Annotated in this window: 17 protein-coding genes; 3 read left to right on the top strand and 14 right to left on the bottom strand. The window is 65.9% G+C overall.

The genetic code is table 11. The features are described from left to right. Positions 1-55: 55 nt before the first annotated feature. Positions 56-1267 carry an acyl-CoA dehydrogenase family protein gene (locus AC5Y5W_RS11055; protein ID WP_500009568.1) on the top strand — a complete coding sequence of 404 codons (1212 nt, stop codon included), beginning with the start codon at positions 56-58 and terminating at the stop codon, positions 1265-1267. After that, positions 1267-2079 (top strand): tyrosine-protein phosphatase, encoded by an 813-nt coding sequence (locus AC5Y5W_RS11060; RefSeq protein WP_500009432.1) that lies wholly within the window; start codon positions 1267-1269, stop codon positions 2077-2079. Before AC5Y5W_RS11055 ends, AC5Y5W_RS11060 begins: the two co-directional genes overlap by 1 nt. Before the next feature lie 9 nt (positions 2080-2088). On the opposite strand, the gene AC5Y5W_RS11065 is transcribed toward AC5Y5W_RS11060, so the two are convergent. The 13 genes from AC5Y5W_RS11065 to AC5Y5W_RS11125 all read right to left on the bottom strand — a co-directional run bounded on the left by AC5Y5W_RS11065 (position 2089) and on the right by AC5Y5W_RS11125 (position 15070). Then, positions 2089-3360 (bottom strand): DUF7373 family lipoprotein, encoded by a 1272-nt coding sequence (locus AC5Y5W_RS11065; RefSeq protein WP_500009433.1) that lies wholly within the window; start codon positions 3358-3360, stop codon positions 2089-2091. Between the two features lie 37 nt (positions 3361-3397). Next, on the bottom strand, positions 3398-3874 hold the full coding sequence (locus AC5Y5W_RS11070; RefSeq protein ID WP_500009434.1) for an Rv0361 family membrane protein: 477 nt from the start codon (positions 3872-3874) through the stop codon (positions 3398-3400). A gap of 11 nt (positions 3875-3885) precedes the next feature. Continuing rightward, positions 3886-5649 (bottom strand): serine/threonine-protein kinase PknH/PknJ, encoded by a 1764-nt coding sequence (locus AC5Y5W_RS11075; protein WP_500009435.1) that lies wholly within the window; start codon positions 5647-5649, stop codon positions 3886-3888. A gap of 112 nt (positions 5650-5761) precedes the next feature. Further along, the gene (locus AC5Y5W_RS11080; RefSeq protein ID WP_500009436.1) at positions 5762-6244 is read right to left on the bottom strand and encodes a DUF456 domain-containing protein; all 483 of its coding nucleotides are present in this window, start codon (positions 6242-6244) and stop codon (positions 5762-5764) included. Continuing rightward, positions 6244-7212 (bottom strand): NADPH:quinone oxidoreductase family protein, encoded by a 969-nt coding sequence (locus AC5Y5W_RS11085; RefSeq protein ID WP_500009437.1) that lies wholly within the window; start codon positions 7210-7212, stop codon positions 6244-6246. The genes AC5Y5W_RS11080 and AC5Y5W_RS11085 overlap by 1 nt, the downstream gene beginning before the upstream one ends. Before the next feature lie 9 nt (positions 7213-7221). Next, a complete protein-coding gene (locus tag AC5Y5W_RS11090; protein WP_500022277.1) occupies positions 7222-8082 on the bottom strand; it encodes an SDR family oxidoreductase in 861 nt (286 codons plus the stop codon). A 49-nt stretch (positions 8083-8131) separates the two neighbouring features. Then, positions 8132-9538 carry an aldehyde dehydrogenase family protein gene (locus AC5Y5W_RS11095; protein ID WP_500022278.1) on the bottom strand — a complete coding sequence of 469 codons (1407 nt, stop codon included), beginning with the start codon at positions 9536-9538 and terminating at the stop codon, positions 8132-8134. Between the two features lie 79 nt (positions 9539-9617). Continuing rightward, positions 9618-10556, bottom strand: coding sequence for a class I SAM-dependent methyltransferase (locus AC5Y5W_RS11100; protein WP_500022279.1), 939 nt, complete (start codon positions 10554-10556; stop codon positions 9618-9620). A 33-nt stretch (positions 10557-10589) separates the two neighbouring features. Next, on the bottom strand, positions 10590-11537 hold the full coding sequence (locus AC5Y5W_RS11105) for an SAM-dependent methyltransferase (protein ID WP_500022280.1): 948 nt from the start codon (positions 11535-11537) through the stop codon (positions 10590-10592). 71 nt (positions 11538-11608) lie between these two features. Beyond that, positions 11609-12241, bottom strand: a complete 633-nt coding sequence (locus tag AC5Y5W_RS11110) for a TetR/AcrR family transcriptional regulator (protein ID WP_500022281.1) — start codon at positions 12239-12241, stop codon at positions 11609-11611. A 238-nt stretch (positions 12242-12479) separates the two neighbouring features. Beyond that, a complete protein-coding gene (locus tag AC5Y5W_RS11115; protein WP_500022282.1) occupies positions 12480-13466 on the bottom strand; it encodes a pirin family protein in 987 nt (328 codons plus the stop codon). 62 nt (positions 13467-13528) lie between these two features. Continuing rightward, the gene (dps, locus tag AC5Y5W_RS11120; protein WP_500022283.1) at positions 13529-14077 is read right to left on the bottom strand and encodes a DNA starvation/stationary phase protection protein Dps; all 549 of its coding nucleotides are present in this window, start codon (positions 14075-14077) and stop codon (positions 13529-13531) included. Positions 14078-14158: 81 nt separating this feature from the next. Then, on the bottom strand, positions 14159-15070 hold the full coding sequence (locus AC5Y5W_RS11125; RefSeq protein WP_500022284.1) for a DNA-3-methyladenine glycosylase family protein: 912 nt from the start codon (positions 15068-15070) through the stop codon (positions 14159-14161). Positions 15071-15129: 59 nt separating this feature from the next. Between AC5Y5W_RS11125 and AC5Y5W_RS11130 the strand changes: the two genes are divergently transcribed. Next, a complete protein-coding gene (locus AC5Y5W_RS11130) occupies positions 15130-15537 on the top strand; it encodes a nuclear transport factor 2 family protein (protein WP_500009446.1) in 408 nt (135 codons plus the stop codon). Positions 15538-15543: 6 nt separating this feature from the next. Here the strand turns inward: AC5Y5W_RS11130 and AC5Y5W_RS11135 are convergent, their stop codons facing one another. Further along, positions 15544-15924, bottom strand: coding sequence for a DUF427 domain-containing protein (locus AC5Y5W_RS11135; protein WP_500022285.1), 381 nt, complete (start codon positions 15922-15924; stop codon positions 15544-15546). Between the last annotated feature and the right edge of the window lie 50 nt (positions 15925-15974).

The following is a 15974-nucleotide window of genomic DNA, read 5'->3' on the forward strand; positions in this document are numbered from 1 at the left end:
ACGTTCATCCTGCGCCCGATTCACCGTGGCTTATCGTGACGGCATGGACTTCGCGATGTCAGCCAAAGCGAGCGACTACCACAAGCGGCTGTCCGACTTCATGACCGAGCATGTCTTCCCGGCCGAGGCCGAGTACGACCGCTACCGCCACGAAGCCGGTCCGAACGATCACACCGTTCCGCCGATCATCGAGGAACTGAAAACCAAGGCCAAAGCTGCGGGCCTGTGGAATCTGTTCCTGCCGGACGAGTCGGGCCTGACCAACCTGGAGTACGCCCCGCTGGCCGAGTTGTCCGGCTGGAGCCTCGAGATCGCGCCCGAGGCGCTCAACTGCGCGGCCCCCGATACCGGCAACATGGAGACCCTGCATCTGTTCGCCACCGAGGAGCAGCGCAAGCAGTGGCTGGAGCCATTGCTGGCCGGCGAGATCCGCAGCGCGTTCTCGATGACCGAGCCCGCGGTCGCCAGCAGCGACGCCCGCAACATCGAGACCTCGATCGTGCGTGACGGCGGCGACTACGTGATCAATGGCCGCAAGTGGTGGACGTCCGGGGCAGCCGATCCGCGCTGCAAGATCCTGATCGTGATGGGCCGCACCAACCCGGAGGCGGCCAGCCACCAGCAGCAGTCGATGGTTTTGGTTCCCATCGATACGCCGGGTGTCACCGTGGTCCGCTCGACATCGGTTTTCGGCTACCAGGATCAGCCCGGGCATTGCGAGATCAGCTATGACAACGTCCGGGTACCCGTCACCAACCTGCTCGGCGAAGAGGGCGGCGGCTTCGCGATCGCTCAAGCGCGGCTGGGGCCAGGGCGCATTCACCACTGCATGCGTGCGCTCGGCGGGTCCGAACGTGCGCTGGCGCTCATGGTGCACCGCGCGAACACCCGGATTGCGTTCGGCCGTCCACTGGCCGATCAGGGTCTTGTCCAGCAGGCGATTGCCGCGTCCCGCAACGAGATCGATCAAGCCAGGCTGTTATGCGAGAAGGCGGCATGGACCATCGACCAGCACGGCAACAAGGCTGCCCACCTGCTGGTGTCGCAGATCAAGGCGGTGGCACCGCATGTGGCCTGCAATGTCATCGACCGCGCCATCCAGGTCCACGGAGCAGCCGGGGTCAGCGAGGACACGGCACTGGCCCGGCTGTACGCGTGGCATCGGGCGATGCGGATCTTCGACGGACCCGACGAGGTGCACATGCGATCGATTGCGCGGGCCGAGATCGGCCGGGAGAAAAGCGCTTTCGCTGCGGCGGTTACATAGTGGCCACAGAGATTCGCGAGCTGTCCGGCGCGGTCAACTTTCGCGACGTGGCGATGTCGGCCGGCGTGCGGCCTGGCCGGTTGTTTCGCTCCGGTGAGCTGAGCCGGCTCGACGATGATGGGCGCGACGCGCTGCGCCGGCTGGGTATCACCGATGTCGCCGACTTACGTTCGCCGCGCGAGGTCGAGCGCCGCGGTCCGGGCCGGGTGCCCGGCGATGTCGACATTCACCTGCTGCCGATCCCCGACCTCGCCGCCGAGGATACGGACGGCGCTGCGCCGCACGAGCATGCGTGGCAGCGGATGATGACCGAGAAGCCGGGCCAAGAATCCGTCGCCGATGCAGCTGCCCGCTACATGGTCGACGAGTACCGCCGGTTCCCCACCTACAACGGCGCGCAGCCCGCACTGCGCCGGGTCGTGATGCTGCTGGCCGCCGGACGCCCGGTGCTGGCGCATTGTTTCGCCGGCAAGGACCGCACCGGCTTCATGGTCGCGGTGGTGCTCGAAGCGATCGGTATTGACCGAGACGCGGTGCTGGCGGACTACCTGCGCAGCAACGACGCCGCACCCCAGCTCCGGGAACGGATCCTGGAAATGATCCAGCAGCGCTCGGAGAGCGAGTTAACGCCTGAGGTAATGACATTCACCGAGGCGCGGCTTTCTGATGAGGTTCTCGGTGTCCGTGCGGAGTACCTGGATGCGGCGCGCCGCACGATCGACCAGACCTACGGCTCGCTGGACGGCTACCTGCGTGATGCGGGCATCACCGAGTCCGATGTCGATCGGCTTCGCGAAGCGCTGCTTGACTGATTGCGGGATCTAACTGCCGACAAGGATGCGGTACTGGGCGGCGAGTTGCTGGTGCGCAGTATCTAGTTGGCCAGCAACGGTTTTGATCATGTAATTCTCGGCGGTGGCCAGACACCAGTGGTGCGAAATGACTCCGCCGGCTCCTGGTATCACTGTGCAGCGGCTTTGCGGTAGCCCGGGCACACCGTCGGCGGGTTGGGCCGCTTTGGTTGCGGAGAGGGTGTCGCCGTAAGCCTGGAGCAGCGTCTGAGCCGCTTCGGGGGTGGCGGCCTGATAGATCGTCGCGCGGTTGATGGAGACTTCGTCGACTTTCGTGGAACTGAGGGCCGGCCCGACGGTGACCGGGTCGTTTTCGAAGTGCAGCGCGCCGGCTGGTTCGTAGGCGGCTCCGGTCGTTGAGGTGGCCTCGTCAGGTGGCAAGGGAAGGGTACGGGCGACGAGGCCGGTGGGATCGAGCGGCAGCGCGGCGAACTGGGTGGGGTCGGTGGGCGTAAACGAGTCGATCAGCGGAAGTTGCAAGTCGAGGGTGTGTGCGGCGAGTTGTGCAGGGCAGTCTGGCGTAGCTGCGCAGTGGATGACTTGGACGAGGACATAGGGACCATGTGCGGTGGCTACGATCAGCTCCTGGAGGCGTTCGGCCCCTTGCTGGTACGTGATCAGTGCGCCGTGGGCGTCGGGATGGGCGGGTATGGGGGTGGCCTGTTCGGGTTCGGTCACGACGGGCATGGAGTCCTCGAGGCGGGGAAAAGACATGGCTTTGTCGTGAAAGCCTTGCGCAACAGCCGATGCCGCGCGTTCGTCGGCGAAGCGCAGCACGGCGTTGCGCAGTGACTTTTGCGGCCCGGCAGCGCTGTGGCGCTCGGAGGTGAATCCCACGAGGAAGGGTTGCCCCCAGGCGCCGCCGGCAACCCACGGCCACAGCACCTGGCCCACTTGGTCATAGGTGTCGATGACGGCGACGTCTGCGCGTAGGTGGGATTTCAGGGCGGGGTCCACTTGCCAGGGCCCGACTGTGTAGTTAGCCATGCGGCGCCCCTCTGCGAGGCGCCCTGCCTGTTCAGAGCCGGCGGTGCCGGCTGGCGGTTGCGGTGTCGTCGGGAATCGGCCCGGGTCCAGCAGCGACGCGTTGACCGAGCTGGTCGGTGGAGCAGGTGGCGTGATAGCAACACCGGCGGTGGTGGTGCTGCAGCCGACCAGCGCGACGAAGAGCGCACTCGATAGGATCGAAACACCAAGGCGTGCAGGCAGTCTCGCTGCTACTGTAACGTGCACACCTTCCACCTGTCCTCTCGCTTATGTGGGAGTTCTATGGCGGTCATCAGTAGGTTTGGCAGATTTTCCACCCGTCCTCGTCGCGCTTTACCTGCATGTTGACCGATGCCGATCCTAGAGCTTCATTGTGCGAATCCATGCTGACTGTGGCGTTGTCGCCGTCGACGGAGACCGACGTGATGGACACCGTCGTGACGCCGGTGTTGGTCCGGTCTTTTTTGAGGTAATCCATCACCGTACCGGTGAATCGGGCCCGCATCGGCGCACACATCAATTCGGTGTAGGCGTCCCAGTTCTCGGTGTTGTACGCATCTCCGAAAGCCATGACGGTTCGGCGAATCTGCTCTTCGTCAGAGGGGGCAGCTGTCGGCACTGGCGACGTCGTCGGGTTGGGTGCGCCGACATGCGCCGATGTGCGGACATGTGGCAGGACTGGGGCACCGCCGGTGGTGTGCGCGCACGCGGCAGAGATCGCAGCGACACACAGCACAACTCCGGTAAGTCCGAGGGCGTTCGTGGGCATGGGGCGCCTCCTCACTGGTGTGGCACCTTGGCGGCGGTCGCGAGAACCAAGGCGGCGACGTCGGTGCCGCCGCCGGCCCGGCATTGCCGGATGTCGATCATTACGTTGCCGCGCGGCATTATCCCGTGTTGGCAGGTTCCATTCTCGCCCTGCAAAGCGGCGGTGATGGTGTAAACGCCGGTGGTGGTCACCGGGTGGGTGAACTCCCAGGTTTGCGGCGCCGCGCCGGACGGGAGGACGGTGATTGTCTTGCCGCCGCACAGCTCCACTGCGCCGCGTTGGCGGACGTAAAAAGCGTTGGCCGAATTTACGGTGGCGAATGACACCACGGCCTGGACGACACCATCTTGCCAGGGTTTCTGGTTGATACCGCGCAGGGTTTGGATCGCGGCCCCGGTGACGACAACATTCGGGGCGGCCCGCGTTGCGTGGTACACCGACTGTTGGGCGGGCACCCATGCGTTGAGGCACTGCTGGTCAGCCGCGGAGACGGTGCCGGCGTCGTCTGCCAGGCCGGTGTTGTCTTGCTCGAGCGCCATCGGTGCGCCGCCGGATTGGGGAAGCTCGGCCGCAGTCAGCAGGATGGGGCGTAATTGGTCCGGGTTGATGTCGGTGGCGGCGGGTTTCAGGCCCGGCGCGGATACGGATGTCGGCGCGGGTGTCGTCGGGGGTTGCGCGGCGGAGCCACGCGGGGTGTTGTCGGCCGCATCCGGCCACACCGCCACGGCGACCGCTGTTGCCGCAACCAGCGCCGCCGCGCCGACGCCGGCACCGATGGCGATGCGCCGTCGCCGTCGGGGTGGCGGTGCGACGGGGCTGCGCGTGGTGCGCGGTGCCGCGTTCTGCCACCACGGTGCGCTGCCGTCGCCCGGCATGTGCGGGTAGGAGACGACGTCGGTGGTCGGCACCGCCGGTAGCGGCGCTCGTACCGTCAGCGTGGGGTCGCGCAGCGCGGCTGCGGCGGCGTGGGCCAAGTCGGACGCGGAGGCGAATCGGGCGCCGGGATCCTTCGCCATCGCGGTGGCGACCACGTGGTCTAGGGCCGGCGGCAACCCGGGCACAAAGTCGGTGACGCGTGGCGGCGGCCGTTGCAGATGAGCCAGCATCACCGCGGCTGGCCCATTGCCGCCGGAGAACGGGGTTTTGCCGGTCAGAAGCCGAAATAATGTGCAGCCCAACGAGTAGATGTCGGCACGGCCGTCAAACCGCCAGCTGGACAACACTTCCGGTGCCGCATAGGCGATCGTGGCCATCACTGATCCGGTTGCGGTCAAACCGACGTCGTCGAGGGCACGCGCAATTCCGAAATCGCCCAACAGCACCTGCTCGTGAGCGCCTACCGGCCCGGAGAGCAGAAAATTCGCCGGCTTGACGTCGCGGTGCACGACGTGACGTTCGTGGGCGAAGTCCAAAGCTTTGGCTACCTCGGCGATGATGTGTACGGCGCGCTGCGGTGTCATCGTGCCAGCGCGCAGCGCGTCGTCCGCATCGGTGCCGTCGACGAATTGCATGGCAATCCACAGCTGACCGTCATCGGTGGACCCGCGGTTGTACACCGACACGATCTGGGGATGCTGCAGCGCCGCGGCCACATCGGCTTCGCGGGTGAAGCGGGCCCGGAAATCACGATCACGTGACAGCTCGGGGGAGAGCACCTTAAGTGCGTCGAAGCGCGGCAGGGTCGGGTTGGCGGCCAGATACACCGCGCCCATCCCGCCGACACCCAGGATGCGTTCGATACGGTATCCGGCCACCATCGACCCGGCCGTCAGCATCTACAGCACCTCCGATGCGGAGTCGGTCGACCCGCAGGCCATACGCTACTTCCAATTAGTCTCGGCGCCCGCCGATACCCTGCTGATACTGACGAACTGCGCCCGCTGCGGCTCACCAGAAAGCGACGGCGCCAATCCACACCACAGTGGCGATCAGCGCGGCGGTCAGCTCCACACCCACGGACAGCGCCACGCCTTTCAATGCATGCACGGTTGCTACCCATGCGGTTCGCCGGTCGCGGCCGTGCGTCAGCTCAGCCAGATAGATGCCGCCCACGAAGCCGATCGGCAACCCCAGTACCGGGATCACGAAAAAACCGACGATGCCGAGCAATCCACCGACGACAAGACTCGATGTCGCCACCTCGGCACGGCGCATCCGACGCACCGGCCACAGATACTTGACCACCATGCCAACGCCCAGCAGCGCGGCAACGACGCCAAGTGTCACCCACGACGTGGCCGTCCGCTCGACGGCAGCCCACACCGCGATAGCCGCAAATACCAGCGCCGACCCTGGCAGCATCGGCACGATGACGCCGATGAGGCCGAGGGCGATCGCTAGCGCGATCAAGACCACCCCGCCGGTGCTCACTACGGCTCCAAAACCACCTTGCCGAGCACGCCGCCGTCGGCCAGGCATTGCAGCGCGGCAGGCCCATCCGACAGCGGATAGCGTTGCGGCGGGGGCGGTTTGAGCCCCAGCGCTACCAACTCATTAAGGCCCCAGGCGAACAACTTGGCCGAGCCGGGAACCTTGCTGAGGTACTCACCCCAAGCCACGCCCACCACGCTGACGTTGCGCAGTAGCAGCCGATTGACCTTGACGGTGGGAATGCCGCCCGCAGCGAAGCCGATCACCAGCAGCTTGCCGTCGACGGCCAGCACCCGGATGGCGTCGTCGAAAGCATCCCCGCCGACTGGATCGACAACGATGTCGACGCCGCGGCCATCGGTCACATCCCGCACCGCCTGCGCCCAACCCGCCGTCAACGGCAACACCAGGTCGGCCCCCAGCGACTCGACGAATTCCGTTGCGCCCGATCGATGAACCACGGCGATCACCTCGCTCGCGCCCATCGCTTTGGCCACCTGAATCGCCGCGGTGCCCACCCCGCCGGCCGAGCCCAGCACCAGAACCGTGTCTCCTGGCCGCATCGCAGCCCGGCGCGTCAGCGCGAAATACATCGTGTTGTAGTTCACCAATAGCGACACCGCCTCGGCGTCATCGAGTTCCGCCGGACTGGGTATCACATTGTCGACAGGGACGACCACCTGCTCGGCGAAGCCGCCGAGCACGCCGAACGCCGAGACCCGCTCGCCCACCCGAACACCGGACTCGTCGGGCGCCCAGCGCACGACGCCTGCGGCTTCCATGCCGGGTATGAACGGCGGCGGCAGCTTCAGTTGGTACTCGCCTCTGCTCAACAGCAGGTCGGGAAAGCACACCCCGGCGGCGTGGACGTCGATGACCACCGTGTCCTGATTAGCGCGGACATCATCGACGTCGGTGTATACCATGCCCGATGGGCCTGAGAGTTCTTGTACTACACAGGCTTTCACGGCCGGCTGCTATAACGAGAACTTGGCCTGCTGCGCCCCGGACAGGTCGCTGATCGTCGACCACTGCCCCGCGATGTCGTCGACAGACGGCGGGTTCTCGAAGGTGACGCCGTCGTTCTGGAACAACGCCGTGCGCTGCACCTTGCCGCCGCCGACGATGAACACCGATCCGGTATCGTCCGACTCTTCAGTGCACAAGTAGGCAACCACTGGTGCCACGAATTCCGGTGTCAGCTTTTCGAACACCTCGGGCGGCAAGATGTCCTGGGTCATCCGCGTAGCGGCGATCGGCGCCAGCGCATTGGCATGAATGTTGTACTTGGCGCCCTCTTGCGCCAGCGTGTTGATCAAGCCCACCAGGCCCAGCTTGGCCGCCCCGTAGTTGGCCTGGCCGAAGTTGCCGAACAGCCCGCTGGTCGAGGTCGCCACCACCACCCTGCCGTAGCTCTGCTCACGAAAGTGCGGCCAGGCGGCACGGATCACGTTGTACCCGCCGTAGAGATGCACTTTGAGCACGGCGTCCCAGTTCTCGAACGACATCTTGTGGAAGGTGCCGTCCCGCAGAATCCCGGCGTTGCTCACCACACCGTGGATAGCGCCGAATTCGTCGAGCGCGGTCTTGACGATGTTGGCCGCCCCGCTCTCCTCCGCGACGCTGTCGTAGTTGGCGACCGCGCGGCCTCCCGCATCCTTGATTTCGGTGACCACCTGGTCGGCCATCGCCGATCCTGCGCCGGTACCGTCGCGGGCTCCACCGAGGTCGTTGACGACGACGCTGGCGCCCTCGCGCGCAAGAGTCAGGGCGTACTCCCGCCCCAGTCCCCCGCCGGCTCCGGTGACGACGATGACACGATCTTGCACTCCGGGCATGAATTTCCTTTCGGTTTTCAGGGTTTAGCACGCCTTGATCGGATCTGCTTTAAAACAGCCGGCGCGCCAACTTCCACGCCTTCTCTGTATACGGCGGGTAGATCATGCTCGATACATCGGGTCGGGTCGGTTTGGTCAGCACCGCCTTGCGGTGACTGAATTCCTCGAAACCCCAACGTCCGTGGTAGGCACCCATGCCCGAGGCGCCGACTCCGCCGAACGGCAGCTTGGCGGTGGTCACCTGGAATGCGAGGTGGTTGACCAGCATGCCGCCCGCCGGTACCTCGGCGATCACCCGCTCGCGGACGGCGCGGGTCTTGGTGAACAGGTACGCCGATAACGGCTTGGGCCGTGCGTTGACGAAACGTATTGCGTCGTCGAGTGATTGCACCGAAATGATCGGCAGAATCGGGCCGAAGATCTCGCTGGTCATCAGCGGCTCGTCTGGGTCAGGATCGACGACCACGGTGGGCTGCAGACGCAGAGCCGCGGCATCGAACTCGCCGCCCAACGCGATCGTTCCTTTTGTGTCGGACAGATAGCCGGTCAGCCGGTCGAACTGACGCTGGTTGACAATGCGCATTCCGGCCGGTTCCGCAGACCGGAACTTCGTGATGGCCTCGCCGATCTTGTCGACGAGCTCGTCGCGGATCTTGGTGTCGGCCAGCACGTAATCGGGTGCCACGCAGGTCTGCCCGGCGTTCATCAGTTTGATCCAGGCGATCCGCTTGGCCGCGACGTCGACGTCGGCGTCGGCCGCGACGATCACCGGACTCTTGCCTCCCAACTCAAGCGTGACCGGCGTGAGATGCGGTGCTGCACCCTCGTAGACTTTGCGGCCGATCTCAGTGCCGCCGGTGAACAACACCCGGTCAAAGCCCTGCGCGATCAACTCCTGGCTGACTGCGCCGTCGCCCTCGACCACCGCGATCGCGTCGCTATCCAGATATTTCGGCACCAGCTCGGCCATCAGCGCCGACGACGCCGGTGCGATTTCAGACGGCTTGAGCACCACGGCGTTTCCGGCGGCGATCGCTCCTACGGCCGGACCGAGCGTCAAGTAGAAGGGGTAGTTCCATGCGCCGATGATCAACACCGTGCCGTAGGGCTCGTACTCCACCCAGCCGCGCCCGGGCAGCTGCGCGAGCTCAAGGCGCCGATACTTACGACGCATCCATTTTTTGACGTGCTTGGCGGCGTAGCGCGCCTCGCCGGCGGTGGATGCGCTGTCGGCCAGCCACGCCTCGAATGGTTTGCGGTCGAGGTCGGATTCGAGCGCGCCGGCGATCGCCGACTCGTTTTCGATCATCATCCGCTCGAGGCCACGCAGCTGGCTGCGCCGCCATTCCAGGCTTCGGGTTCTCCCGGTCGAGAAAGTCTCCCGCAGCCGGGCGACGGTTCTCGCGACGTCACTGCCGGGTGTTGTGATGGTGTTTGCGGCGGCTTCGGTGGTCACCGGGGTCCCCTTCCTGACCGGCGGAAGCTCAAGCTTAATCAACCACCCGGTTGGGCAACAGATGCCGGTCAGGCCTGAGCTATGCGCGCTCGGCGGTGACGAAATGCGAGAACGCGGCTTTGTCGTCAGCCATCGGCACGCCCGGCACCGCTCGGTCCAGCCGGTGCATCTCGTCGAGCGAGTGTTGCGAGGTGGCCCGCCAGCCGTAGCCGTTGAGCCATTCGGCCACGTCGGCACGATCCTGGTCGTGGTAGATCAGTTCGCCCACATCGACCGTCTGCGTGAAGCCGAGCTCGTCGGCCACCCGCTCGAAGCGCTCCCGCATTTCCTGCCGCCGCTCGTCGGCGTGACTGGCCGCGGTCTCGGCAGCGATGCGGCTACCCGGCGCGCTCAATTCGGTGATCTGCGCGAACAGCCGGTCCTGGGCGTCAGCGGGCAGATACATCAACAGTCCTTCGGCCAGCCAAGCCGTCGGCGCCCCCGGGTCGAAGCCCGCGCCGCGCAGCGCCGCAGGCCAATCCTGACGCAGGTCGATCGGCACCTCGCGGCGGTCGGCCGAGGGGGTTACACCGTGCGCGTCCAGCGTCGCGGCCTTGTAGGCCAGCACTTTGGGCTGGTCGATCTCGTACACCGTGGTACCGGCCGGCCAGTCCAGCCGGTAGGCGCGGGAATCCAGGCCGGAGGCCAGAATCACGACTTGCCGGATGCCGGCGGCCATGGCGCCGGCGAAGTGGGCGTCGAAAAAGTGTGTGCGCACCGCCTGGTAGCTGCGCATGTGGTGGAAGATTGCCGCTGTTTCCGGATCGGCGGCCTCGATCTTGGCGACCATCGAATCATCGAGCATGGCCTCCCAGACCCCGGTGGCCGCGTCGGCGACAAGGAGTTTCGCGTACGGGTCGCGAATCAGCGGTTCGGGGCTGTCCGTCTCGACGGCTCGGGCGGCGGCCACCATCACCGCGGTGCTGCCGACGCTGGTGGTGATGTCCCAGGTGTCGTCATGGCTGCGCAGGGTGCTCATCGGGGTTCCATTTCTGCGAATGCGTTTGACCGGTCAGCTGGTTGGCGTGAGTTGTGCACGCACCAATGTGCTGACGATGCTCTCCTCGAGCAGGTCGTGGGGTATCGGTCGGCCCAGGCGGGCCATTTCGTCGCGGTTGTTCACCGCACGTACCTGCCAGCCGTGGTCGGTCAGCCACCGCGCGGCGTCGGCACGGTCGCCTTCGCGGTAGGTCAGGCTTTCAACGTTGACGTCCAGACCAAGCCGCTGCATGCGCGCCCACCGTGCGCGTCGGGCCGCCCGGCGCCGCTCGTTGGTGGCGTCAAAGCTGAATACCTCGACGCCGAGCTGGGTGCCCGGCGCGCTCAGCGCAGTGACCATCTCGAAAAGCCGGTCCTGGGCATCGGGGGGCAGGTAGGGCAGCAAACCCTCGGCCAGCCATGCGGTGGGCTGATGACGGTCGAAGCCGGCCGCATCCAGTGCAGCCGGCCAGTCGTCCCGCAGGTCCACCGCGACCGGCTGTCGCACAGCGCGGGGAGCCGCGCCGGCCGATTCCAGAACACTTGTCTTGTACTGCAAAACTTTGGGCTGATCGATTTCATAGACGGTGGTGCCCGTCGGCCAATCCAGCCGGTAGGCACGCGAATCGAGCCCGGCGGCCAGGATCACCGCCTGCCGCGCACCCTGCTGGGCCGCGCTGGTGAAGTACTCGTCGAAGAAATGCGTGCGTACGGCCTGGTAATTGACGGCCACCCGGTGTGCTCGTCGGCCAGGTTCGTCGTCGCCGATCCAATCCAGGTCCGGGCTGGCCAACTGCGTCCAGCCCGTGCCCGCCGCCGTCACCAGCACGCGGGCGAATTCGTCACGGATCAGCGGATCGGCCGACCCGGTCTCGACAGCGCGGGCGGCGGCAACCATCACCGCGGTGGCGCCGACACTTTCGATGATGTCCCAGCTATCCCCTGCGGTTCGTACACAGAGCGCTTCGTCCAGATCAGTCATGCCGCGGCCCATGCTACCTAATAAGTTAGGCAACCTATATGCCGCTGTGCCTTATATCACTGCGCTAACACTTACTGCTGCCGCGAGTGCGCGCCGGGTAGCAGTCGCGCCAATCCGGCGATGACCGCTTCCATCTCGTGAGCGCTTTCCACAAAGCCGGAGTAGAAGCCCACGCCGCACAGCACCGCCAGCAGCACCTCGGTCAACGACTCGGCATCGGTATCGGCGGCCACTTCGCCGCGCTCGATCGCGTCGCTGCTTACCTCGGCGAGAAATTCGCGGGTACGGCGCATCGAATCGTTCTCGCTGCTTTTCAGATCCGGGTGGCGTTGCGATTCCAGCGCAGATGTCACCAGAAACCTTGCGGCCGAACGGTTTTCGGAGTCAGCTTCGAGCGCCGCAGCAAGGAACGCCGAGATCCGTCCGATCAACGTCGTCTCGCGCTGCGCCCGGGCGATGCCGGCCTGGATCAGCAGCTCGTTGGTCTGCTCCACGACTTCGTGATACAAGGCTCGCTTACTCGAGAAGTAGTGATTGATTGCCGGTCGGGTGAGGTCGGCACGCAGTGCGATGGCCTGGAAGGTGGCGGCCTCATAGCCGCGTTCGCTGAATACGTCGCGAGCCGCAAGCATGATGCGCTTACGGGTGTCGGCCGCCTTCGCTGCAGGGGGGCGACCGGGCCCCCGGCTCGCGGGATGCGGCACATCCACGATTGTGCCACAGATCACACTGTCGGCTCCCTGGGCCGACGGGCAGTCCCGCCGCGCAAACCGCTTCTACGCGCGTCGAACGACGTCCACCGGTGGGTACCATACATCGCGCCGGCGGCGGTCTTGCTCGCCGGAAACCGTCCCGCCGAAGCGGTTGACAACCGGCGTCCGCTGGCGTCGATCAGTTTGCCAGCCGCGGGTCGCCGGTGAGCGGGGCCGGGGTCGTTCCGAGTTAGCCGAGCCGGGAGCGCCGGGACGCGTGAGGCATCAGCGCGTCGGGCGGAACGCTGCCGAACTTGCCGGCCTGGAAGTCCTCGAGCGCCTCGATCACCTCCGTCTTGGTGCTCATCACGAATGGCCCGTAGTGAAACACCGGCTCTCGAATCGGCTGGCCGCCCAGGACCAGGACCTCCAACGCCGGGGCGGGCGCGTCCTGGGACGCCGCAGCGGCGACGGTCAGCCGATCGCCGGGCCCCAGGATCGCCAATTGACCGTGCTGGATGGGGTGCCCCACCGGTCCAACGGATCCCCGACCGGACAGCACATAGACCAGCGCGTTGAAGTCCCGTTTCCACGGGATGTTCAGGCGCGCGCCAGGTTCGATAGTGGCGTGCGCCAAGGTAATCGGGGTATACGTGCGGCCGGGACCGCGGTGCCCGTCAATGTCGCCGGCGATGATGCGGATCAGCGCTCCGCCGTCCTCGGATGCCAGCAGTTTGACGTCGTTGCCCTCGATGGACTGATAGCGGGGCGCGGCAAATTTATGCACTTTCGGCAGGTTCACCCACAGTTGGATGCCGTGGAAAGTTCCCCCGCTCTCGACCAATTCAGCGGGCGGAGTCTCGATATGGAGGATGCCCGAACCCGCCGTCATCCATTGGGTTGCGCCGTCACCGATCAGCCCGCCGCCACCGTGGGAATCCTGGTGGGCGAACCGGCCGTCGATCATGTAGGTGACCGTCTCGAATCCCCGGTGCGGATGCCAGTCGGTTCCTCTGGGTTCGCCAGGTAAGTACTCGACGGCGCCCATCTGGTCCATGTGCACGAACGGGTCCAGCGCCGCTGTGCTGACCCCGGCGAACGCCCGGACGACGGGAAATCCCTCACCCTCGTAGCCGCGTGGGCCTGAGGTGATCGACCTGACCGGTCGTTCGGTATCAGTGGGCGCCGCGGCAGGCGCTCGCGGCAGGGTCAAGGTGTCAGCGGTTACGGCGGGCAACGGTACCTCCTTGCGGTAGAGCTACCCGCTATAACCGGACTACGGTCCGATTATTCCATCGGTCAGGTTTTCTTGCGCGCCGCGCTGGCGGCGCCGCGTTCGGTGGGCGAGCCCTCGTGCGCCAGCTTGCCGCCGGCATTCTCCAGGTGTGCCCGCACAAACCACTGGAACTTCTCCAGCTCGGCGGCGTGGTCGATCAGGATGTCCTGGGTGACCTTGTCCAGTTCCTCGGTCTCATCGATCGCTCGGCGAACATCTTCGATCACGCCGGTGTAGACCACGTCGAGCGCGGCCAGATGTGCCTGCACGGTGTCACGACCGACCGAATAGTCGTCCCAGCTGCGATCGCGAATGATCGCGCCGGGCGTGCCCTGCGGCGAACCGCCCAAAGCAGCGATGCGCTCGGCCACCTCGTCGGCATAACCGCGCACCAATTCCACTTGCGGATCGATCATTTCGTGCACACCAATGAAGTTGGGCCCGACGACATTCCAGTGGACGTGCTTGAGGGTCAAGTGAAGATCGTTGTAGGTGCTCAGCTGCCGCTGCAGCAGCTCGGCCACCTGGGCGCCCTGCTTGTCGGTCAGGCCGGGGATAGTGAACTGCGTCATCGATTGCTCCCTAGGTCGTTCGGACACGGTCACTTCCGGCACCGGATACCCGATGGCCGCCGCGGGTAACCACCCGGGCGTTTAGAGCGAGCGAATGTTCTGCACCGGAAGCCGCGACCCGCGCCGCGGCTCGTAGGCCAATCCGCTGGCATAGAGCAGGCGGACCACCCGGTGCCGATGCGGCCGCATCGGCTCCAGCAACTCGACCATGACGTCGTCGGCGATCGGGTGCCCCAGCAGCGTCCAGCCGATCATTTTGGGAACGTGATAGTCGCCCACGGAGAGCGCATCGGGGTCGCCGAACGCGCGCTGCGCGGTCTCGGCCGCAGTCCAGATGCCGACACCCGGCAACGACGTCAGCGCTTCGCGCGCGTCGGCTGCCGGTCGTGACATCAGCCGTTCCAGCGATGACGCTCGTCGCGCGCAGCCGACGACGGTGCGAGCCCGCCCGGGGTCGACGTTGGCGCGGTGAAACTCCCATGAGGGGATGCGCCGCCACGCTTCGGCGGACGGCGCCACCCGCATGCGTTTCGGCGCCGGCCCCGGCGGCGGTGTCCCGAACTTGGTCACCAGCACTCGCCAGGACCGGAAGGCGTCCGCGCCGGGAACCCGCTGCTCGAGGACCGCCGGGATGAGCGCTTCGAGCACCTGCCCGGTGCGCCCTAGCCGCAGGTGCGGAACCCGGTGGTGCGCGGCGGCCACCGTGGGGTCGCGCGGTACGAAATCCGACGCGTCATCGTCGGCGCCCAGCAGGGCCGGCAACGCGTCGAGGAACTCCGCAGCGCCGCTTCCCCATGCGGTGCAATCGACGGCATCCGACGCGGCCCGGCTGATCCGCGCGGTGACGGGGCCGGTGGACAGCAGGCTGGTGCGCCAGATCGCACCGTCGTCGGCAACCTGAAAACACGGATCGCCCGGGCCCCGACGCAGCGGCGCCAGCGTGATCTCGGGGCTGACCACACCAGGGAATGTGACGGTGCGAGCGCTTTTCACTTACGGTGATCATAGGTTCAGCCGCTGACGATTGACCCTCACCCGTCTTCCGCGACAGGATGGCGATTGTGACCACCCCGTTCGACGATCCGCAGGCCGAACTGGCGTGGATGTTCTTGCAGTGCCTCTGTGATAGCGCGGACGTCGACGAATGCTTCGCGTTGTTAAGCGACGATTTCACTTACTGGAGCATCATCACCCGCCAGTCGATCGACAAAGCGGCGCTGTGGCAGGAGATCGAGCGACGCAAACGCCATGTCGAGATCGATCTCGAGCTCATCCAATGCGTCAACGACGGCGAAAGCGTGGTGGTCGAGGCGCAGGGCGACGGCGTCACCGCGGACGGGAGGCGCTACGACAGCCCGTATGTCTTCATCGTCGAAACCCGGGATGGGCTGATCACGTCATTGCGCGAATACAGCGACACCCGGTTGGCGGCGCAGGTGTTCGACGCCGTCGGCCCATAGCGGGCCTTAATCAGCCTCGACGCTGATGTCGGCCTTGTCGGCGTAAAACGCGACATGACCGGCAATCTCTGCGACCGCGGGATGGGGCTGCTCGTAGGTCCAGATCACGTCGTCGACGGTGTCGCCGGCTGCGGTCCGCACGCTGTAGTAATTGGCTTCACCTTTAAACGGGCAGTAGGTGGTGGTGTCGGTGCGGGTCAGCAGCTCTTGCGCCACATCATCGAACGGAATGTATTGCACTACAGGGATAGTGGCTTCACGCAGCCCAAGCGCTGCGCTGGTGTCCGCAACGATCTCCCCGTTGACCCGGACCCGCACCCGGCCCGCGGTCGGCGTGATCGTGATCGGGTGTCCGGTGCTGGGTTCTAAGACAGGCCGGTGGCTCATGGTGACGTCTCCTCAGGTGTGGATAGGAGTTGCAACACCCGGTGGCGGAG

The sequence above is a fragment of the Mycobacterium sp. NGS51 genome (assembly GCF_059812525.1).